The organism is Methanoregula sp. PtaB.Bin085 (genome assembly GCF_002067035.1).
Classification (GTDB): domain Archaea; phylum Halobacteriota; class Methanomicrobia; order Methanomicrobiales; family Methanospirillaceae; genus Methanoregula.
Map to the genome: position 1 here is coordinate 237,957 of NZ_MVQB01000027.1, position 20,809 is coordinate 258,765.

A 20,809-nucleotide genomic window follows, 5' to 3' on the forward strand; every position below is an offset into this window, starting at 1 on the left:
GTGGTTCCCATCAGGATTCCCTGAGCAGGGAACGAGACGTTCCATTTTTCCTCTCAGAATCTGTTCATCGTCATAATAAAACGATTGATTTTTCCGCCCGGCCCGGCAGTTCCCTTCGCTTGTGCGGTTGCGGGAAAGCCTTTGTCACCGTCGCCCAGACAGGACAAGTGCTGCGGCAGCGAGGATGGCAGCGGCAGGAATGCTGCCCGGCAGCGTGGCGGGATGCGTTGGCTGAGTTGCCGGGCCGCAGGTTTTGTCGAGTGCCCCGAGGTTTTCGCCGGCACCGGTAAAGGCGGGCCAGGGCAGGTCGTACCCGGGATCGAGGGCAAGCGACGTTTCAAAAGCTTTCCGAGCGCCGGTGCAGTTCCCCGACGCGGCAAGGATCCGGCCTTTCACGTGCCAGTAATGGGCGCTCTCCGGGTCAAGGGCGAGTGCCGTGCCGATGGTTGCGCCGGCATCGGTGTTCCTGCCCATTCCCTGCAGGGCCAGCGCCTTCACCCCGTATACTGTCGGGTAACTCGCGTTGAGTGCGATGCCGCTCTCCGCATCCGCGAGGGCTGCGGAATAATTGCCGAGCGCAAGGTATGCATATCCCCGGTTTGCATACCGGACCGGCCGGGGATCGCGCCTGATCCCTTCCGAAACCGCGTCCACGGCTTTCCGGTACTGGCCGAGTTTCCGCAGCGTGTATCCCTGCAGGCAGTACAGCTCCGGCTCATCGGGATAGAACGCAAGCCCCCGTGTCGTGAGGAGCAGGGCCCGCGTCCAGTTCCTTTCACTGACCGCAGCCTGCGCATCGGCGATGTACACGGAAGCAGCGAAGGGCGGATTATCCAGGGATGCGTTCACCGAAGATATGCCGGAGGTCAGCGGCTCGGCAATCAGCGCCGTGACGGGGAGGCAGAGAAACACGCAGAGAAGGGGGATCAGGAGAATTTTCATGGCGTTCCTGATGGGGATTTGTTCATTCGTGGTATTTACACCTGTTGTATTTGTTTCTGCACCTGTTTCTTGTTCATCCGGGTTATGAAAAAAGGGGAGGCCGGGCGGGATTCAGTCTTTCCGTGCTACGGTGACGATGAACGTCCGGTTCCGGTACACAACATCCACATCCGCAAACCCGGCCTCTGTTAACCAGGCGAGCTGGTCCGACAACTTCTCGTTCCGGTCCAGGGTGTCGCGCCGTTTCAGGATCTCAGCGTGCTGGGCTTCCGTCATCGGGCCGCTTTTAAGGTACTCGTTCCAGTAATCGAGATACCGCTGCGTGAAGAACGGTGTTTCCCCGAGGGCCTGGTCAGCGTTGACGAACATCCCGCCGGGTTTCAGGGCGGTATGGATCCGGTGGAAGAGCTCGCGCTTGTCCTCCGGTGCAAGGTGGTGGATGGAGAGGGCGGAGCAGACAATAGCGTACGGCCCCCCAAGTTCCGCCCGGCTGTAATCGCAGACAACGTACTCCGTCCCCGGCCGGGCGGCGAACCGCTTGCGTGCCTGGTCCAGCATGTTCTCCGAGATGTCCATCAGGGTGAGCCGGGCATCGGGGAACTTCGAGAGGAGATACGCGCTGAGCAGGCCGGTGCCCGCGCCGACATCGAGGATTGCGGGCTCTGGTTCGCTGGTCTCCATAGCCCAGACCGCGGCCCCGTAGTATTCCCGCATCTGCGGGATGACGTACTCCCGCTGCGAATCGTAGTCCTGTGCGAATCTGTTGAACGCCTGCCTGATATGCTCCATACGAACCTGTCCGGGAATTTGGGCGTCGGAGTCACATATACACTTTCTTCACGTCCTCGCGCAGCGAGACCAGCACTGCAAGAAACCGGTCGCGGCCGTCACGGAGCGGGCGGATGGTGGCGAGGACCTTACGGCGTTTTGAGGTCCGGGTCACTACGGCCGTGCCGGAGTCATAAATTGTTGCGGACTGCCGGCGGATAACATCCGCGACAGGATCCGGAAGCTCTTCACTGGTCCCGTCATTGACGAACATCATCACGTCCCGCCAGTATCTCATGCGTGCTTCCGGTGCAGGGATGTCTACGAACCAGGCGGCAAAGGTGTTCAGGAGGATGATCCGGCCTTTCCTGTCGAGAACGATGACCGCTTCCGAGGGATTGTCCATCATCTTCCGGGAATCGCCAAGAGGCAGGGCCGGCAGGGTCGCGGCACGGTCGGCGTGCGCAAACAGCGCGATGTCCATGACCGTCGTGACCTCGGCCGCGGTGAACGGTTTAAAGAGGACGCCGGCCGGATACGCCAGTTTCAGCCGGTCGAGCCTCGCCTCATCGGTCTTTCCGGCAACAAGAACGACCGGGACATGGAAGAGCCCGAAGAGATAATACGCTGCGTCCACGCCGTCCATGGGGCCGGCAATCCCGGCGTCAAGGATCACGAGATCAGGGGCGAGCGTGGCGCATTTCTCCAGCGCATCCCCGCCGGTCCCCACGATGCCGGCGATCGTGTATCCCTTCTTCTGGAGCATCGTGGAGAGAAGGTGCGTGATGACAGCGTCGTTGTCAGCGATCAGGATGCGGGGGGACGGGGGCATAAATTCCGGAGCCTGCAGGGTGTAACGAGGGATGGATCGCAGGATCGGATATGCCTTGTGATCAGGAAAACCACTGGTTTTGTAAAAACACTACGCCTCAAAGCTCCCGAGCTTGGCCTGAACCGTTGTGTCCACGAAGTCGACCCGGCAGGGCTTGGCCTTCTCGCCATCGATCGGGAGCGGGTAGCAGCTCGTGAGGCAGCCGGTGCAGAGATCGTCGCGGGGAAACCCGATGGCCTCCACGAGGGCATCGATCGAGATGTGGTGGAGGGTGGTTGCCGTGATGCTCTTCCTGACCTCCTCCTCGTCCCGCTCCGCCGCGATGAGCTCCTCACGCGTCGGGAAATCGACGCCGAGGTAACAGGGAGCCTTGATGGCCGGGGAGCCGATGCGCATGTGAATCTCCCGGGCGCCGGCATCCCGTACGATGCCGATGATCCGCTTGGATGTCGTGCCCCGGACAATGCTGTCGTCCACCAGCACCACGGACTTGTCCTGCAGGTGGGCCGGGATCGGGTTGAGCTTGATCCGGACCGCCTTCTCCCGCTCCTTCTGGGTGGGCATGATGAAGGTCCGGCCCATGTACCGGTTCTTCATCAGGGACTCGACGTACGGGGTTTTCGACTGCTCCGCGTACCCGATCGCGTACGCGATCCCCGAGTCCGGCAGGGCCCCGACAGAGTCTGCCTTCACGGGCGCCTCCTCGTGGAGCTTCTTTCCCACCTTCCGGCGCACATCATACACCAGCACCCCGTCGATGACCGAGTCCGCCCGGGCGAAGTACACGTACTCGAAGATGCAGTGCGCACGCCGGCCGGCAACGGCCACCTGCATACAGCGGATGCCGTCGCAGCCGATCCGGACAAGTTCCCCGGGCTTCACGTCGCGGATGAGCTTTCCCCCGAGGGCATCGATCGCAACGCTCTCCGAGGCCACCATGTACCCGCTCTCGATCTTCCCGATCACGAACGGCTTGATCCCCAGCGGGTCGCGGAAGGCATAGATGACGCCGTCGATCATCATCACGACCGAATAGGAGCCCTGCAGCTTCTTCATGCAGACCTGCACGGCGTCCTCGACGATACCGGACCTGCTGATCTCGTCCATCAGGATCTTGGCGATGATCTCGGTGTCGGTCGTTGTCGTGAAGATCTGGCCGGCCTGCTCGAACTCGGACCGGAGCGTGCAGGTATTGACCAGGTTCCCGTTGTGGGCAATGGAGATGAAGTGCTCCTGGAACTGGAAGTTCAGCGGCTGGATGTTCTCGGGAAGGTTTGCGCCGGTGGTCGGGTACCGCACGTGCCCGATGCCGGCATTGCCTTTCAGGTCGGCAAGAACAGGGGGGGTGAAGACATCGGCAACGAGGCCGTTGCCCTTGAACTTGTGAAGGTTTGCACCGTCAAAAACAGAGATTCCCGCGCTCTCCTGGCCACGGTGCTGGAGAGCGTACAGGGCGTAATAGAGTTGTATTGATACACCGCCAGCATCCACGATGCCAACGATTCCACACATGGTACAACTCTAGTGCGTTACGGTCTTTGGTCGCTTGGTGTTCCACTTGTGGTCGGTAATCTTGGTGCTCCGGCCGAATCCGCAGGCGGAGCAGACTTTCTTCTGGGCGTGGAACGAGATCCTCCCGCAGCGCCGGCAGGCGATGTGGGTGAACTTGTTCATCTTTCCCATCGATGGAGTGCCTTTTGACATGTTGTTTCACCTTATTGCTCGAGTGATGGAGAGATATAGATCACATTGTCGCCGCGGACAATGAGCGTACCGACCTTGTTGACCTGTCCGTTCTCGGTCTCCTCGGCCTTGTCGAGGACAAGGTTCATGTGTACATCGTAACCCTGGAGAACGCCCCGGATCTCTCTTCCTCCCTTGAGGGAGACGATCACGGGCTGACGGTTCAGCACCAGATCCAAAATATCCAACGGTCTTTTGGTCATACAAATACCCTGTTACCATCGCTCTGGAGTACTACATGTGGGTGACTTGATCACTTAAACATACCGTAGATCAGCATCCCTCAATAAGGTTTCCTGTCCTGAAAATTGTTGCCGGACCCGCGGCCGCTCCCGAAGGCTGCCGGCCCTGAAATCCCGTGGCGGGAGAAAGGTTTTCCGCTCGCGCAGAGATATGATGGAGCGAAAGCGATGAAGAAGATTGTTGCAAAGAAGCGTCACTCCATCCGGAAGAGCCAGGCACAGGACCTGCTCACGCGGCTCGCCGAGCAGATCGGCCCCTCGGCAAAACTCTTCCACGCGGACATGATCGAGGTGCTGGAGACGAACGCGGACGTCTCGCTCTTTCTTGTCGGCAAAAAACCGCTCCTCATGGACACGGGCACGTGGGTCTTCCCCACGCTCCGGGGAGCCGTTCAGTTCCCGTTCCCGGAGCGCAGGGTCGCCGTCGATGCCGGCGCGATCCCGTTCGTGGTGAACGGCGCCGACATCATGCGGCCGGGCATCGTGTCGGTGACCGACGACGTGAAGGCGGACGCCCCGGTCCAGATCGTGGACGAGCGGCACGGCAAGCCGCTTGCCGTCGGCATCGCCCTGTTCGACGCGCCCGCGATGCGTGCGGCTACGGGCGGCAAGATGGTGAAGAAGTTCCACCACGTCGGTGACGAGATCTGGATCCTGGAGATCTGACGCGATCCACCTTTTTTCCCGGCCCGAAAAAACCGGCATTTTGCCCATTTTTTTTGCAGAAATCCCGTTCCGGGGGCTTTGAAATAGATACTATTAAATAACTTTCGTCATACAGTTTTTTTATGGTTAAAATCATAGACACCCTTCTTGGCAAGACCGCTGCTCATTCGGACGAAGATTACATGGAACTGGATCTTGCGTCGTACGAGGAGAGCGGCGGCAAAGGCCCGGCACTTCTCGTGAAGATCGCAACGATCGCCGACCTCAAGGACACCCCCCGGGTCAAGGACGAGGTCTACAACGGCAACATCGTCATCGTGGACATCTCCCGGCTCAAGATGGACAAGATCTCCTACGAGCGTGTCTTAAAGGACCTCAAGGAAGTTGCAAAGGACGTCAACGGCGACATCATCGGCCTCGGCGACCAGCGCTATGTCGTAATCACCCCGATGTCGGTCAAGATCTCCCGCGACAAGATCGGTGCATAAGGTCGTGGAAACCAGAGTCCCGGGCCCGTGTCCGTCCTGCAATACCCAGATCGAATATCTCTATACAACAGAAAATATCCCCTATTTTTCCGATATTTTGATCATCTCGGCCATCTGTCCCGCGTGCGGATACAAGTTCGTTGACACGCAGCTCTTAAAGCACGGCGAGCCGGCACGCCACACGCTCGCGGTGGAATCCGCCGGCGACCTCTCGGTCCGGATCGTCCGGAGCATGAGCGCCAGCATCGAGATCCCCGAGCTCGGCGTCCGCATCGATCCCGGCCCGCAGTGCCAGGGGTTTGTCTCGAACGTGGAGGGCGTGCTCGACCGGATCGAGGAAGTGGTGAAGGGTGCCCTCCGCTGGGGGACCGATGTGGAGAAGGAGAATGCGGCTGCTTTGCTCGCCGATATTGTGAAGGTGAAGGCCGGGATGTTTCCGGTTACTGTTATCTTAGAGGATCCGTGCGGGAACTCGGGGATTGAGTCGGAGAGGGTGGTTGAGGAGAAGTACGTGCCGCCGGAGGAATAATCTCGTTCGTAGAAGGTTCTCATTTTTCCATTACGATCGCTCCTCACATCAGGGCCGTTCTCACAGCACGATGGGGTGGTGGATTGAATGGACGCTGTCTGGGACATACCGGTGACAATCAATCATGTTCATCTCCACGGGCTGATCACCCGTTCCGCGTCGTAAAACAATTATTTTCTTTCCAGGTGCATGAACGATTTGTAGAAATCAATTTTCGACTTCGTTAACGAAGACGGAGTATTCTCAATAATGAATTCCAATAATTCTTGCTCTAATTCGTCAAGACCATCTTTGAAAGCTTTTCTTGCAGCCTCGTTTACGATGAGAGCGATATCCGAACTGGCGTAATTTTCTGTTTTCTTTGCCAGCGCATCCAGATTGATATCTTGAGATTGTGATCGGCCTTCTAACTGTTTTCTGAATAGGTCTTTTCTTGCATCAAAATCCGGTGGCGGGATGTAAACGCGCTTGTCCATTCTACCAGAACGCATGATTGCATCATCAATTGCATCAGGTTTATTCGTCGCACCGATGACCAAAACCTTATGTTCACTGGCATTGTTCATCTGCGTGAGGAACTCGTTAATCTCTTCCTGTTTCCATTGTTCCGAACCTAATGATTCCCTTTTCGGAACTAGAGCTTCGATTTCATCAAAGAATAGAATTGTAGGTGCATTGTCGGTTGCTTCTTTAAAGATTTTAGCGATATTTCCTGATGTTTCATGAGCCCATTTGGACCCAACATCTGACGCTGAAAATTCTTTGTAATTATAACCGATTTCTTCCGCCAATTTTCGAACAATGAATGTTTTTCCACAACCCGGTGGACCAAAGAATAAAAAGCCATTCGGGATACTTACACCCAATTTTTTTGCTTCTTCCGCTCGATTTAAAGGTTCGATAATATCCTTTGTTAAAATGTCTTTGACATCCTGCATACCTGCAACACAGGCAAAACCCTTTGGTCCAGATTCTTTTTTCGTCTTTTCTGGTCGTTTAAAAGATTTTTTAGGCTTTTCTGTGGTTTTATCATCAGATTGTTTTGAGGATTGTTCCTTTTTATCAGATAATTTTACAGGAACATCATCGGCTTTTTCCTCTTCATCTTCATCACTTTCGTTGTCTTCACTGTCAGTTTCTGAAACCGACTCAATTATGGTAAGGACTATCGCCAGATCAGGGCTATCCGGATCGATCTCTTTAGCTTCTTCAATGAGTTCATTTGCTTCGTCGATGTCTCCTTGCAAATACAGAACTAAAGCTTTTCCGGATAGGGCTTGCACATTTTCATCATTCAATTCAAGGGCGGACTCATAATATGGAAGGGCCTCATCCATTTTTTCTAAAGAAACGTATGATTCCGCTATCGTAACAAAGGCGGTAACTTCATCGTCAGGGATTAATCCAAACTCTAAAGCCTTATTGATATTTTTTATTGCAAGTCGGTATTTTTCCTGATCGTATAGGACGCACCCTTTCCGTAGAAATGCCTCAGCATAATCAGGTTGAAGCGTTGTGCACATATCGAAGGATTCGTATGCATCATCCAGCATACCGAGTGCGTGATAAGATAATCCTAAGTTGAACCAGACATTCTGATCTTGATTATCGATTTCTAAGGCCTTATGATATGCTTCAACGGCCTTATCAAAATCCCCGTTATCGATATGCTTTCCACCGAGACCGAACCATTCTTCTTTTGTTTTTCTAAAAATCCCCATTGTCGATCACTTTTCGTAACACAAATTGTATGATGATTTATTAATTCAATTTCGATTTAATCTAGTAGGCAAAAGAGGGATTTGAGAGAAAAGAGCAGAGATACTACTGGCATGATCTTTTGTTTCCAATATCTGCAGAAATCGGTATGCCGGATTGTACGGATCAATACCGATATCGAATCCTGTTTTTTTCCTGAAAAAAGAATCCCGATATTCACGTCAAAATCGATCCCTGATCAATCCGGAGAAATTTTCAATCACGATCATGATCGCGATTTGCAAACAAAAATCGCGGATCGATTTGAAAAAAATTTTCGGGATCCGATTTTGATCTGAAAATCGCTGATCGATTTTCGTACGAAAATCGGATCCCGATTCTACGCTCCGTCTGTGGTGCAGTACATCAAACCGTTTTTCAATCGCGGATCGATTTGAAAATAAAATTCGAGGATCGATTTTGATCCGGAAATCGATGATCGATTTTCGTTCGAAAATCGGATCCCGATTTTTCCGGAAATGTTTTCAGTCGCGATCACGATCGCGGTTGGAATCTGAAAACCGGGTCCCATTTGGAAGGCTTCCGCCATTTCTCATATAGTCCAGGCAAAGTCCCCTAGGTCATTTGAGCGATCGATCGCCCCTTGTATCGTGTCTGAATGTGGCCATTTCCGGGGCAGGAAACATATGAAAAACGTAAATCAGGGGCTGAAATGGCCGATTCCGGAAAACATGTGGCCTCTTTTTGACGAATTATGGCCAAACGAACCGGAAAAAGGTGCAATCGGAGGTGAAAATGAGCTCCGTTGGGAGACTCCCTTTTTCGATACCCTGATGTTCCAGGTATGGTGACCCCCGGTATTTTACGACGTGCTGCACCCCGAAAAACCCCTGTAAAATCCGGGCCCGCAGCGTGCCCTGTTGGACGTCTTTTACCACACCGCCAAGTTGGGAGAGGCAATGATTCGTGAAAAACGCGGAATCCGGGCCGGAAAACAGGGGCGATCTCCGGCGGGAAATCAAGAGGCAGTGTATAGCAACGTTATAGCGGCTTTGGGAAGGAGGGGGTGTGGTTTGGGAGGTTATTAAGGCTCCAGGAGTAATTCCTTGCGGATATAGAAATCATTAAGGTATGAGAGATTATCAGTGACTATATAATAACAAATTTGATAATGGTGTACTCAATTGAGCAATGTTGAAAGCGATGATGTAATCTGTAATTTCTCAAATCCACAAAAAATACATGAAGGGGGACAGAGAGTCGTATTTAGAGTCGACAACCCCACATATGGATTTGCGGCATTAAAGATCGGATATTATGCAACTCCAACAAATCCAATAGGTTGGGAATTATCACGTATTGAGAGAGAAGTAGAAATATTAAGGCAAATTAATTCACATTTTTATCCGAAAAATTACGATTTCCAGATAATTTCGAAAAACCGTTATCTTATTCTTGAAGAATTTCTTAATTCACCGCAGCTCACACAACGCATGGAAAGATTTTATTCTCCATTTACGGCATTGAACCTCATAAAACAATTAGCTGTAGGATTAAAAATCATCTGGGATAAAAAAATTGTGCATCGCGATATTAAACCAGATAATATTCTCATCAACGATGATAATTCCCCTAGAATCATAGATCTTGGTATAGCTCGAGTACTCGATCTGGATTCAATTACCCAAACAAAATATGGGGGGCCATTATCCAGAGATTATGCTGCTCCAGAGCAACATAGGTATAATAAGTCGTTAATTAACTGGAGAACCGATCAGTATAACCTGGGGATCATTTTAATGCAGTTATTACTGAAAGGTCAACACCCATTCTCCCCTACATTGGTCGGTGGAAAATCAATACGAGATAATATTCTTAATAACAATTGGTACCGGAATGCCTTTTCTGATAAGAGCTTTTTTCCAATACAATCACTCGCTACAAATTTGTTGGGTTATGAACAATACGACCGATACAGGACGTTTGAACTTTTCATGGAGGATCTTAATTACAGTCTGGAGTTGATGAGATGACATTTGAAATTTACCACCAATTGGGTCACAGAGACAAATGGAGTATTGATAGTTATCAAGAGGATGGAACTGGGGAAGGAGTCATTATTTCTCCGCGCAGCAGAAAAAAAGGAAAAGTTGAGTCTTTGCCCACGATTGTGAAAAATAAAGCAATTTTTGATCCTCAGTTTTTCAACCCGAATGCTGCAATAAAAAAAATGGATTCGTATGATTTTTATCCGGATTTATTGATGCCGGGTGGCTTTGAAACGAACCGATATCCAAATTATTGTTCAACCGTTGCGGAAAAATGTGTTAATTTCCAGATAAAAAATAATTTCAGATATTTGGTAATTCCTACAAGATTCTACGAAGGAGCGCCAGATGTTGAACAATTTGTGCAAAATCAAGAGACAAATTTTGTCACTCCTTTTTTAGAGGCTCGAAATAATCTCAATCCAAGTAAGGATGTAATTCTTCAACTAGTTCTCACGGCACACATGTTAAAAAATAAATCATTTACAGATTATTTGCTAACGTGGATAACTGGTTTAGAAGGTTTAAAAGGAATCTACCTTATTACAGAATTATTACCACGAACCTCTCAAATTACTGACGCCGAATTCTTACTAAATTTAATGAACTTTGTCCATGTACTCAATAAAAATAAAATGATTATTGTTCTGGGCTACCTCAATAGTGAATCTCTGGTATTATCGATTGCAAATCCATCAATAGTGACTATTGGTTCATTCGGTAATTTACGAATATTTAATTCAAAAATGTTTGAAGAAACAGAAACTGGTGAGATAAAAGTACCGAGTTATAAAATATATTCACCTGTCCTTCTTGATTGGATTGATGCTCCCTATGTAGATTTAATGAGAAATCGATCCTTGGTTAACGATGACTTTTTCGGGGATAATGAATATCTTGAGACTATGTTCGGAACCGGATATAACGGCAGTGCCCAAAGCAGTGAACCATACAAACATTATTTTGTAGAGATCTCAAAACAATTAAAAGAAATTCGAGCCCTTGTCGGTGCGAACAGATATTCTAAGGTGAGTGAAATAATTCAAAATGCTATTGAAGAATATTCTCGAATTAACAGCACGGGAATTGAAATAGGAAGACAGGGTGCATTCACGACTCAATTTGCAACTGCGGCAAATTTATTTGCCCGCGACCAAGGTTGGAGAAGCTAAAAAATGGCATATAAAACTGAGGCTGAGATGGTGGAGGCTATTAAAAGGGCTGAGCAAATCCACAATTTCATGATTTCAGGAAAAAGTATAATGCAAGAGCAAGTCGCAGGTTTTTTTGGTGTTCCTGATATTATATTTATTAAGAGGAATAAGGAGAAACAAATTTCGTACGCATATGAAGCAAAACTTACTAATTGGACTCGGGCATTAACGCAAGCTTTCCGCTATAAAGCATTCGTCAATAAATCATTTGTAATTTTAGATCACGATCATGTAGAACCTGCATTGTCGAATACGGATAAATTTTGTAAAGCCAATGTTGGATTGATAAGTATCGACGACTCAGGTTCTATCCATTGTCATTATAATCCGTTTTTCGAAGAGCCGTATTCTCCGAGATTAGAAGAAAAGTTCAATGAAAAATTTCAATTATAATTGATTAATATAGTATAATTCGGTTTAATTAAGAATTTTTTTTGTATGAGAATCAGGTAATCTCCATCCCGCCGAACCACGCCCCGGGCTCCTTCACCACGTTCCCGACAACCTGCGAGCCCTTCACCATCTTCAGCACCTTCGCAACCGAGGCCTTCGGGACAACGTAAGCATAGCCCATCCCCATGTTGAACGTGCGGTACATCTCCATGGGCGTGATGTCGCCGGCCTTCTGGATCCACGTGAAGATCTCGGGCGGTTTGATGGGTGAATCGAAGAGGAACCCGTACTTGCTGAGGCGGGTGAAGTTCAGCAGTCCGCCGCCCGTGACGTGGCACATGCCGTTCACCTTGCAGCTTGCCGCAACTTTCAGGCTTTCGTGGTAGATCCGCGTGGGGGTCAGGAGCTCCTGGCCGAAGGTCTTCTTCCCCTTGAACTTCTCATCGTAGCCCGCGTATTTCTCCACGACCCTGCGTGCGAGCGAGAGGCCGTTGCTGTGGACGCCCGTAGAGGCGACGCCGATGATGACATCGCCCGGCCGGATTGCATCGCCCGTGATAATCTTGTCCTTCTTCTGCATCCCCATGCAGGTGCCGGCAAGATCGAGGCCGTTCACCAGGCCGCGGAGCGATGCGGTCTCGCCGCCCACGATATCGATGTTCGCCTGCCTCGCACCCTCGTTCAGGCCGATCCCGATCTGAGCCATCTTCTCGACGGAGAGCTTGTCGGTCGCGATGTAGTCCACGAACGCAACCGGCTCCATGTTCATCACGTACAGGTCGTTCACGTTCATCGCGATGCAGTCGATCCCGACCGTGGTCCAGTCCTGCAGCTGGTCCGCGACCAGCATCTTCGTGCCAACGCCGTCGGTCGTGAGGGCCATCGCCATGTCGCCGAAATCCAGCAGGCCGGCAAAGTGGCCGACCTTCCCCATCATCTTCCCCTTTCCCTTCCTGCGGTAGGTCAGGTTTTTTATCAGGGCCCTGATTGCGGTTGCCTCGAGGTCGATGTCGACGCCGGCGGCTGCGTATGCACTCTTCGCCTTCGCTCTTGCAGAAGCCTCAGCCATCGCTCTCCTCCGAGAGATGGAACTCGTCGTGGAGCACGCGGCACGCCCGGGCGCCGTCGTCCTGCTTCACCACGAAACTGATGTTCGCCTCGCTCGACCCCTGCGAGATCATCATCACGTTCACGCCGGCGTTTCCGAGCGCCGTGAAGATCCTGCCGCTGGTGCCGGGAGCACCGGCCATTCCGGCGCCGACCACCGCGACCGCACTGACATCATGGTTGTGGGTGACCTCGCGGACAATCCCCTGCTTCACGAGATCGCCCAGCGCAACGACCGCTGTCTGAAGGTGGTTCTCGTCCACGATGAGGGAGATGTTCGCCTCGCTCGACCCCTGCGAGATCATCATCACGTTCACGTCATGGTCGGCAAGGTTGGAAAAGACTGCCTTTGCCACGCCGGGCCTGCCGATCATCTGGGCGCCGTTGATGTTGATCGCGGCGACCTTGTCGATGTAGGTGAGCGCCTTGACCACGCGGTTGTCCTTCTGCCCGTTGCGGACAATGACCGTCCCGGGATGCTTCGGGTTGAAGGTGTTCTTGACCCGCACCAGGATGTTCTTGCGCATCGCCGGCTCGATGGACCGCGGGTGCATGACCTTGGCCCCGAAGTACGAGAGCTCCATGACCTCGAGGTACGAGAGCGAGGGCATGACCCGGGCGTCGTTGATGACCCGCGGGTCGCAGGTCATGATCCCGTCCACATCCGTCCAGATCCAGATCTCGTCCGCGTCGATGCCGGCGCCTATGATGGAGGCGGAGTAGTCCGAGCCGCTCCGGCCGAGCGTTGTGAGGATCCCCTCAGGGGTGCAGCCCATGAACCCCATGATCACCGGTATCTCCTTTTTGAGCATCGGGACGATCTTCTTCTGGACCTTCTCGTCGCTCCGCAGGAGCGAGGTCGACTCCCCGTGCTGGGGGGTGGTGAGGATGCCGGCCTCGCAGCCGTCCATCACGGTTGAGGCGATGCCCCGCTGCCGGAGGGCTGCCCCGAGGATCGGGGCCAGCAGGCGCTCGCCGAACGAGATGATGTAGTCTTTCGACCGCGGGGAACAGTCCCGCAGCGTGTAGATGGCAAACAGGATGTTCTGCAGCTTGATGAGTTTCTCATCGATCTCAGCCCCGACCTTCGCGACATGGTCGGGGGCCGCACCCTCGAGCGTGGTCATGTGCCGTTTCGAGAGCGACTGGATCAGCGGCGCAATGGCCGAATCGTCCTTTGCGTTCGGGAGTCTGGTGGCGATCTCGATCAGCTGGTCGGTCACGCCCCGCTGGGCGGAGACGACAACCGCAACCTCGTCGCCTTTTGTATGGTGTTCCTCAAGGATGTCCACAACTTTTTTTATGCAGCTCGCGTCGGCGACGGACGTACCGCCGAATTTCATTAAAAGTCTCATCGATCGTCTCACTCTGCTGGGCTTTTATTTATGTAACTATACGTCCCAGACACTATAAGATGCTTGCAGATGACGTTGTGGATTGCCATGTGCTGGTGATCGGGAGCGGGGGAGCGGGTGTCCGGGCTGCCATCGAGGCCTCGCAGCATGGCGACACGGTGCTCATCAGTAAAACCATCGTGGGCAAGGGAGGCTGCACCACGATGGCGGAAGGCGGGTTCAACGCGGTCCTGCGTGACGAGGACTCGTGCGGGATCCATTACGAGGACACGATGAAGGGCGGGGCGTACCTCAACGACCCGGCGCTCGTGGACATCCTCGTGAAGGAGGCGCCGCTGCGGATGGGGGACCTCGTGAAGTGGGGTGCGGTCTTCGACTTTACAGACATGGACGAAGTCGCCCAGCGGCCGTTCGGGGGCCAGCGGTTCCCCCGCACCTGCTATGCCGGCGACCGGACCGGCCACGAGATGATGACCACGCTCGTGGAGAAGCTGGACGGCACGGACGTTGCCACGCTGCAGGAGTACACGGTCATCGATCTCCTGAAAGACGGCGACCGGGTCATCGGGGCGATGGCCCTTGACGAGAGAGGAGACCTCGTGCTCCTCAAGGCCGACAGCACAATCCTTGCTACCGGCGGCGGCACGAAAGTCTACGATATCTCCACCAACTCATCGAGCGGGACGGGCGACGGGTACGCCATCGGCTACCGGGCCGGCGCTGAACTGATCGATATGGAGATGATCCAGTTCCACCCGACCGGCGCGGTCTTTCCCTACGATGCCCGGGGCCGGCTCGTGACCGAGGCGGTCCGGGGCGAGGGTGGCGTGCTGAAGAACAGCAGGGGTGAGCGGTTCATGCAGAAGTACGATCCCCAGCGGATGGAGCTCTCGACCCGCGACGTTGTTGCCCGGGCCATCGCGACTGAGATCCTCGAGGGCCGGGGCACGCCGAACGGCGGCGTGTACCTCGACGTCACCCACCTCCCCCGCGAACAGATCGAGAGCCGCCTCCCCGTGATGCTCGAACAGTTCCTGAAGTTCGGCGTGGACATCCGGACAACGCCGATGGAGGTCGCCCCCACGGCCCACCACATCATGGGCGGGCTCCGGATCACGCCCGAGTGCCGGACAACGCTGCCCGGCCTCTTTGCCTGCGGCGAGGTCGCGGGAGGCGTGCATGGCGCCAACCGGCTGGGCGGCAACGCCCTTGCCGAGACGCAGGTCTTTGGCCGGCGGGCCGGGGCTGCTGCCGGGAAAGAGGAGAAGCGGCAGAAGCGTATCGACATCGAACAGGTCCGGCGGCAGGAAGAGCGGCTCGACCGGTTCCTGGCCGGCACAAAAAGCCCGTCCCGCGTCCGGATGATGCTCCAGCAGGCGATGTGGGAAGGTGCCGGGATTTTCCGGAACGCCACGGACCTGAAACGGACGCTTGCGGCGGTCCATGTCCTTGCCGACAAGCCCCTCTGCGCCAAGACCTCCCGCAACCTTGCCGAGTGCTGCATTGTCCAGAACATGTGCCTCACTGCTTCGCTCATCTGCCGCCTCGCCCTGGTCCGCGAGGAGTCGCGGGGGGCGCACGTCCGTAAGGACGTCACGCAGTCCCACGATGCCGAACACTCGCCGTTTGCCCACACGTTCATCTCCAAGAAAGGGCAGGGGATCGAGCGAAAGGGGGGCGCAGCATGAAAGACCTGACGGTGACGATCCGGCGCTTCGAGCCGGGCCGGGACCGGGCGCCGTACTTCCGGACCTACACGGTGAAGGTGAACGAGGGGGCCCGGGTTCTTCACGTGCTGCACGCGATCCACGATACCCTCGATCCCACGCTCTCGTACCGGTACTCCTGCGCATCGGGCCAGTGCGGCTCCTGCGCTGTCCGCATGAACGGCGAGCCGGTGCTTGCGTGCATGGAGGAGGCAAAGGACAACAGCACCATCGAGCCGCTGAACCTCCCGGTGAAAAAGGATCTCGTCACCGACCTTGTCCCGAAACTTTCGCAGATCGCCTCGTTCTGCACAAAGAAGGAGATCGTGCTCCCGAAGAAGGCCGACATCGATGCGATCAAGCCGCTGCGGGACTGCATCGAGTGCCTCTGCTGCGTCTCGGCGTGCCCGGCGGTCGATGTCACGAACTTTATCGGCCCCACCGGGATGCGGCAGGAGATGCGCCTCGTGCTCGACCCGCGGGACGGCGGCCACCGGGTATCGGACGCTGTCCGCGACGGTCTCTTTACCTGTACGAGCTGCCAGGCCTGCTGGAAGGTCTGCCCCAAAGAGATCGAGATCCCGGGAAAGGCGATCGAGAAGCTCCGGGCCCGGGCCAACAGGCTCGGGTTCACCCTGCCCCGGCATCTCGAGGTCGCGGCGCTCGTCAAAGAGACCGGCCGGAGTATCGCCCGCACGTCCGAGTCGTTCCTTGAGCAGGTGCCGGATGTCATTGAGCCCGACGGCCCCATGAAGGCAACGGTCGGGTTCTTCGTGGGCTGCATGTACAACCTCCGGCAGCAGCAGTCGGCGCTCGACGCCATGGAAGTCCTGAAGCGCAACGGCATCCGGGTCATTGTCCCGAAGGACCAGGTCTGCTGCAGCTCGCCGCTCATACGCACGGGCCAGCTGGATTACGTGGACGAACTCAAGAAGAAGAACATCGAAGTCTTCAGATCAAGGGGCATCGACACCGTCCTCACCATGTGCGCCGGCTGCGGCACTACGCTCAAGAACGATTACCCGGCGGACAAGCCGTTCAGGGTCATCGACATCAACGAGCTCCTCGTCCAGCTCGGCATCGAGCCGCCCGCGAAGCTCGGCGTCAAAGCAACCTACCACGACCCCTGCCACCTGCTCCGGGGCCAGGGTGTCCGCGACCAGCCGCGGGAGCTGGCCCGGCAGGTCGTGGACCTCGTGGAGATGCCGCCCGTCTGCTGCGGCAGCGGCGGCGGCGTCCGCTCCGGCATACCGGAAGAGGCTGCAGCCCTCGGCAAACGCCGGGGCGAGGAGATCCGGAAGACCGGCGCAACGCTCGTCATCACCTCCTGCCCGTTCTGCGAGTTCCACATCGCCGGCCACACGGACAAGCCGGTGAAGCACATCGCGTCGGTGCTGCTCGAGGGGTACAGGGAGAAGGACCGGGCGGGGCCGGCGAAGCAGCCGGCGAAAGCCCGAAAACCGGCTGCTGAGAAGAAGGCCGGTATGAAGAAGGCGCCGGTAAAAGAACCGAAAGCTGCGAAGGCACCGAAGGCTCCGAAGAAGAAGGCGACCGGGAAAAAGAGCTAAGAGAATTCTTTTTTCTGAGCTCAAATCAGAAAGAATATTACAAATAGAATATTCGTTTTTATAATGCGAGAGTTGTTCAGGGCGGGGCTGCTGGTTATCTGCCTGATACCGATTTTTTTTCAGGGCGTTTCGGCGTGGAATGTGACCCAGCTCACCGTAGATCCATCCGGGCAATTGACAACAGGGACACCGGTTATTATCAACGGTACAATCGAATTTGCCCCATCATTGAATCAGACTTTCGATACCGGGCATGGGCTGCTGATTCATACTGATCTTGAAAATGCACAATGGAATTACAGCATTATCCTCGACGGGCGTGATTCCCCCCGGTATTCTGCAACCGGACCGTTACTCATAATTTCAGGATGGCTTGTAACGTATCCCTCCAGCGTCAATGAATCGATGAGACTGACAATAGAGGGAACATTACCGTCCGCTGACAGAATTCAAAATGTCACTTCCATCCGAATTCAGGAATTTGATGAGAGAGGAAGAATTGCTTCCGATACGTTTTTCGAGACTGATGGCACGGATATCCATGAGAAAAGCGCGCCGCCTCCCCGGCCGTGTTGTTCTCCGGTTGACCTTACAGAAGAAAATCAGACACTGTGTCTTCATGAAAAAGTTATTGCTGAGAAAGAGGTCCGGGAAGCATCGGTTCCCGTTATAAAAGTCGATGGCATGATTGCAGATTTGAAATTCAACAGAAGTGCTGAATATCGATGGCGTTCCTCTTCAATCAGCTATTCATCAGCTTTGACGAAACGAGAAGCAGCCATGGATTATCTCATTATGGCTAATGAACAGATCAACAAATGTAACTTTGAGCGTGCAAGAGAGAGGGCCCGTGACGCTTACCATAAAGGTAACGAGTCCTTCAACGATATATTACTTCAACCTACAATAATTGCAGATCCACCACCTCCGAGGAATGGAAGGATAATTGCGATACTCATCATATCCGGGATTGCAACAATAATTCTTGTCATCGCCGGCTATTACTGGAGCAAAAGGCGGAAGAGGCGGAGTCTGGAATAAGCGCGGCGCCAGCGAAAAACTGATGCAGCCGGCCGGGATATTTTTCCCGGTCACCAATCTCCCCGGCCCCAATACCTTCATGACCATCTCCTCCCAACGTTGCGTATGGACAATATTCTGAAAGACACCGCAGGGCTCGGCATCCTTTTCTGGCTTGTCGGGTACCTTGCGGGGATCGTCGTGTTTTTTACTCCGTACAAGGACAGCATGGCCTGGATCATGCTGTTCACCTTTACGCCGTTCACCATCCTCGTGACCTGGTGGTGGTTCAGACAGCGCGATTACGAGTCAACGGAATATTACGCGGGGGTCGGGATCGCATGGGCGGTCATCGCGATCGTGCTCGACTACGTGTTCATCGTGCGGCTGTTTTCCTCGCCGGCGTATTACGCCCCGCACATCTACCTGTACTATGCCCTGATGTTCCTGATCCCGGTCGGTGTCGGGCTGTATTTGAACCGGAATGTTGTTGTGGTTAAGGTCGGGTAATTTTTTGGTAGCGCTCAACTTTTTTTGCGCTTTCATCCAATATTCCCGGCCGGGATCGCTCTCTTCATTCTCATCATTATCGGCATCTTCTGGTGCAAAAAAATCCCGGAAAAATAATCGGGCCGGCCCGGTATTTTTCCCGGAAAAAATCGTCCGGACCTCCGGCTCTCCCCCGCCACCGGGCCTCCGCCACGTCCCGCAGCCCATAGAACCGCCCGATCCGCTGTCCAATAGGGTCTATTAGGGCACATTTTACATCCGGCGTGAAAAACTGAATCGGGGCCCGTAAAGGCCCCGGAAAAAGTGAATTCGCAACACTTTTCTGCGAATTCGTCACATTTTCGGGCACCCGAAATTTTTCCCGTTTTCTCAAATCGCCATTAAAACGTCCCGTTTGGCAAAAGGAGCCCTGTTTGTCCAACGGGGGGAGACGGGCAGAGATACCCTTTTCCGGGAAAGGTCCTCCGACGGAGAAATGGGTGCACGTCAGCCCATCGGAAGCGCGGTATCCCCTGCCCCGCGGGCCGGGGATTTCGCAGGACGACAGGCAGGAGCCAGGCCAGGGATTTTACGGCCCGGAAAATTCTCCGGAAATTTTTTTATTACCGGTTCTACAGGAAAAATTTTTCAGAAAATTTCACGGGCCGGAATTCTGCAGAATTTTTAAAGATCCGGGATCAAAAGAGAACCGGAAAAATCCGGTGAAATAACCTACTCCCCTTTTCCTTCTTTCATCAGGTACTCGAACGCCTCGAGCGCCGCCTTCGCCCCGTCGCCGGCCGCGATGATGATCTGCTTGCTCTTTTCGTTCGTGATGTCGCCGGCAGCAAACACGCCCGGCCTGTTCGTGTGGCAGTTGATATCCACGATGATCTCTTTCTGCTCGTTGAGCGCAACAAAACCATCAAGAATATCCGTGTTGGGCAGCCAGCCGATCTCGACAAAGACCCCGTCAAGCGGGAGCTGCTGTTCGGATCCCTTCTCGTCGCGGATCGTGACCCCGGTCAGGAACTGTTCGCCATGGAGGGCGGTGACCTTCGTGTGCTCGTGAACCGTGATGTTCCCGATCCCCTTCAGCTTTTCGACATACACCGCGTCGGCCTTTATGCTGCTGCGCACGATCAGGCTGACCGATGCAGCGATACTGCTCATCTCGATTGCCGTCTGGAGGGCCGAGTTGCCCCCGCCGACAACCGCGACCTTTTTCCCTTTGAACAGCGGGCCGTCGCAGGTGGAACAGATCGAGATCCCACGCCCGATAAAGCGGTCCTCGCCCAGTACATCGAGTTTCCGGGGCCGCTTGCCCTGCGCAAAGATGATGGTTTTTGCAAAAAATTCCTGGCCGGTTGTCGTACTGACCCGGAAAACACCGTCCGCTTCGGAAAAGCCGGCAGCCCGGTCAATCTCGAGCCGGATATCATGCATGCGGACCTGCTCCTCGAACTTCTTCATCAGCTCCTCGCCCGAAACCATCCGGTAGCCCATGTAGTTCTCGACCGCCCATGATTCCAGCGCCTGACCGCCGATGTTCTCGCTGATGATCAGGGTCGAGAGCATCTTCCGTGCACAGTACATCCCGGCCGTAAGCCCGGCCGGTCCGGCACCGACAATCAGGACGTCGTACGCACCGCCCTCCCGGGTCTCACCGAAGAGCTCGTTCAGCCGCTGCGAGTCGAAGCCCACGATCACCTCGTCGTCAACGACAATCACCGGCACACCCCGCTGGCCCGAGAGCGCGATCATCTTCTCGGCCTGCGCCCGGTCCGCCCCGACATCGATGCTCTCGTACGGGACGCCGTGCTTCTCTAAAAACGCTTTTGCCATCCGGCAGTACGGGCAGTTCTGGGTTGAATAGACGGTGACTCTGGTCATCATGCCAACAAGGGCATGGCAAAATAAAAAAGTATTGTACCCGGCAGCAGGCGGCAGCGGGCGTGCCAGCGGAACCTTCTTTTTTCA

21 protein-coding genes are annotated in these 20,809 nt (G+C 54.3%); 11 read left to right on the forward strand and 10 right to left on the reverse strand.

Annotated features, from left to right (window positions below):
* Window positions 1-144: 144 nt before the first annotated feature.
* The 6 genes from A4E33_RS06295 to A4E33_RS06320 all read right to left on the reverse strand — a co-directional run bounded on the left by A4E33_RS06295 (window position 145) and on the right by A4E33_RS06320 (window position 4,488).
* The gene (locus tag A4E33_RS06295) at window positions 145-942 is read right to left on the reverse strand and encodes a tetratricopeptide repeat protein (RefSeq protein WP_292346836.1); all 798 of its coding nucleotides are present in this window, start codon (window positions 940-942) and stop codon (window positions 145-147) included.
* A 111-nt stretch (window positions 943-1,053) separates the two neighbouring features.
* Window positions 1,054-1,731: a trans-aconitate 2-methyltransferase gene (locus A4E33_RS06300; protein WP_292346837.1), complete on the reverse strand. Its 678-nt coding sequence runs from the start codon at window positions 1,729-1,731 to the stop codon at window positions 1,054-1,056.
* Window positions 1,732-1,762: 31 nt separating this feature from the next.
* On the reverse strand, window positions 1,763-2,542 hold the full coding sequence (locus tag A4E33_RS06305) for a response regulator (RefSeq protein ID WP_292346838.1): 780 nt from the start codon (window positions 2,540-2,542) through the stop codon (window positions 1,763-1,765).
* A 90-nt stretch (window positions 2,543-2,632) separates the two neighbouring features.
* Window positions 2,633-4,054: an amidophosphoribosyltransferase gene (purF, locus tag A4E33_RS06310; protein WP_292346839.1), complete on the reverse strand. Its 1,422-nt coding sequence runs from the start codon at window positions 4,052-4,054 to the stop codon at window positions 2,633-2,635.
* Between the two features lie 9 nt (window positions 4,055-4,063).
* A complete protein-coding gene (locus A4E33_RS06315; RefSeq protein ID WP_292346840.1) occupies window positions 4,064-4,246 on the reverse strand; it encodes a 50S ribosomal protein L37e in 183 nt (60 codons plus the stop codon).
* Between the two features lie 11 nt (window positions 4,247-4,257).
* Entirely contained in the window at window positions 4,258-4,488 is a 231-nt protein-coding gene (locus tag A4E33_RS06320) for an LSM domain-containing protein (protein WP_292346841.1), read from the reverse strand.
* A gap of 207 nt (window positions 4,489-4,695) precedes the next feature.
* Here A4E33_RS06320 and A4E33_RS06325 point away from each other — a divergent pair, with 207 nt between their 5' ends.
* The 3 genes from A4E33_RS06325 (at window position 4,696) to A4E33_RS06335 (ending at window position 6,210) form a co-directional block, all read left to right on the forward strand.
* Window positions 4,696-5,193, forward strand: coding sequence for an RNA-binding protein (locus tag A4E33_RS06325; RefSeq protein ID WP_292346962.1), 498 nt, complete (start codon window positions 4,696-4,698; stop codon window positions 5,191-5,193).
* 122 nt (window positions 5,194-5,315) lie between these two features.
* A complete protein-coding gene (gene sepF / locus A4E33_RS06330) occupies window positions 5,316-5,681 on the forward strand; it encodes a cell division protein SepF (protein WP_292346842.1) in 366 nt (121 codons plus the stop codon).
* A gap of 4 nt (window positions 5,682-5,685) precedes the next feature.
* Window positions 5,686-6,210, forward strand: coding sequence for a ZPR1 zinc finger domain-containing protein (locus A4E33_RS06335; RefSeq protein ID WP_292346843.1), 525 nt, complete (start codon window positions 5,686-5,688; stop codon window positions 6,208-6,210).
* Between the two features lie 170 nt (window positions 6,211-6,380).
* Here the strand turns inward: A4E33_RS06335 and A4E33_RS06340 are convergent, their stop codons facing one another.
* Entirely contained in the window at window positions 6,381-7,931 is a 1,551-nt protein-coding gene (locus A4E33_RS06340) for an AAA family ATPase (RefSeq protein WP_292346844.1), read from the reverse strand.
* A 684-nt stretch (window positions 7,932-8,615) separates the two neighbouring features.
* On the opposite strand from A4E33_RS06340, the gene A4E33_RS06345 reads away from it, so the two are divergent.
* The 4 genes from A4E33_RS06345 (at window position 8,616) to A4E33_RS06360 (ending at window position 11,584) form a co-directional block, all read left to right on the forward strand.
* Window positions 8,616-8,780: a hypothetical protein gene (locus A4E33_RS06345; protein ID WP_292346845.1), complete on the forward strand. Its 165-nt coding sequence runs from the start codon at window positions 8,616-8,618 to the stop codon at window positions 8,778-8,780.
* A gap of 333 nt (window positions 8,781-9,113) precedes the next feature.
* Entirely contained in the window at window positions 9,114-9,962 is an 849-nt protein-coding gene (locus A4E33_RS06350) for a protein kinase (protein ID WP_292346846.1), read from the forward strand.
* On the forward strand, window positions 9,959-11,149 hold the full coding sequence (locus tag A4E33_RS06355; RefSeq protein WP_292346847.1) for a hypothetical protein: 1,191 nt from the start codon (window positions 9,959-9,961) through the stop codon (window positions 11,147-11,149). The genes A4E33_RS06350 and A4E33_RS06355 overlap by 4 nt, the downstream gene beginning before the upstream one ends.
* Before the next feature lie 3 nt (window positions 11,150-11,152).
* Window positions 11,153-11,584 (forward strand): hypothetical protein, encoded by a 432-nt coding sequence (locus A4E33_RS06360; RefSeq protein WP_292346848.1) that lies wholly within the window; start codon window positions 11,153-11,155, stop codon window positions 11,582-11,584.
* Between the two features lie 52 nt (window positions 11,585-11,636).
* Here the strand turns inward: A4E33_RS06360 and purM are convergent, their stop codons facing one another.
* Together purM and A4E33_RS06370 are read right to left on the reverse strand one after the other, a co-directional pair.
* Entirely contained in the window at window positions 11,637-12,653 is a 1,017-nt protein-coding gene (purM, locus tag A4E33_RS06365; RefSeq protein WP_292346849.1) for a phosphoribosylformylglycinamidine cyclo-ligase, read from the reverse strand.
* Window positions 12,646-14,034, reverse strand: a complete 1,389-nt coding sequence (locus A4E33_RS06370) for an aspartate kinase (RefSeq protein ID WP_292346850.1) — start codon at window positions 14,032-14,034, stop codon at window positions 12,646-12,648. Before A4E33_RS06370 ends, purM begins: the two co-directional genes overlap by 8 nt.
* A 71-nt stretch (window positions 14,035-14,105) precedes the next feature.
* Here A4E33_RS06370 and tfrA point away from each other — a divergent pair, with 71 nt between their 5' ends.
* The 4 genes from tfrA to A4E33_RS06390 all read left to right on the forward strand — a co-directional run bounded on the left by tfrA (window position 14,106) and on the right by A4E33_RS06390 (window position 18,850).
* A complete protein-coding gene (gene tfrA / locus A4E33_RS06375; RefSeq protein WP_292346851.1) occupies window positions 14,106-15,734 on the forward strand; it encodes a fumarate reductase (CoM/CoB) subunit TfrA in 1,629 nt (542 codons plus the stop codon).
* Window positions 15,731-17,320 (forward strand): fumarate reductase (CoM/CoB) subunit TfrB, encoded by a 1,590-nt coding sequence (tfrB, locus tag A4E33_RS06380; protein ID WP_292346852.1) that lies wholly within the window; start codon window positions 15,731-15,733, stop codon window positions 17,318-17,320. The genes tfrA and tfrB overlap by 4 nt, the downstream gene beginning before the upstream one ends.
* 63 nt (window positions 17,321-17,383) lie before the next feature.
* On the forward strand, window positions 17,384-18,361 hold the full coding sequence (locus tag A4E33_RS06385) for a hypothetical protein (protein ID WP_292346853.1): 978 nt from the start codon (window positions 17,384-17,386) through the stop codon (window positions 18,359-18,361).
* A 105-nt stretch (window positions 18,362-18,466) separates the two neighbouring features.
* Complete coding sequence (locus tag A4E33_RS06390; RefSeq protein WP_292346854.1) at window positions 18,467-18,850, forward strand: hypothetical protein; 384 nt, start codon at window positions 18,467-18,469, stop codon at window positions 18,848-18,850.
* A 711-nt stretch (window positions 18,851-19,561) separates the two neighbouring features.
* On the opposite strand, the gene A4E33_RS06395 is transcribed toward A4E33_RS06390, so the two are convergent.
* On the reverse strand, window positions 19,562-20,722 hold the full coding sequence (locus A4E33_RS06395; protein WP_292346963.1) for a Uxx-star family glutaredoxin-like (seleno)protein: 1,161 nt from the start codon (window positions 20,720-20,722) through the stop codon (window positions 19,562-19,564).
* Window positions 20,723-20,809 lie beyond the last annotated feature (87 nt).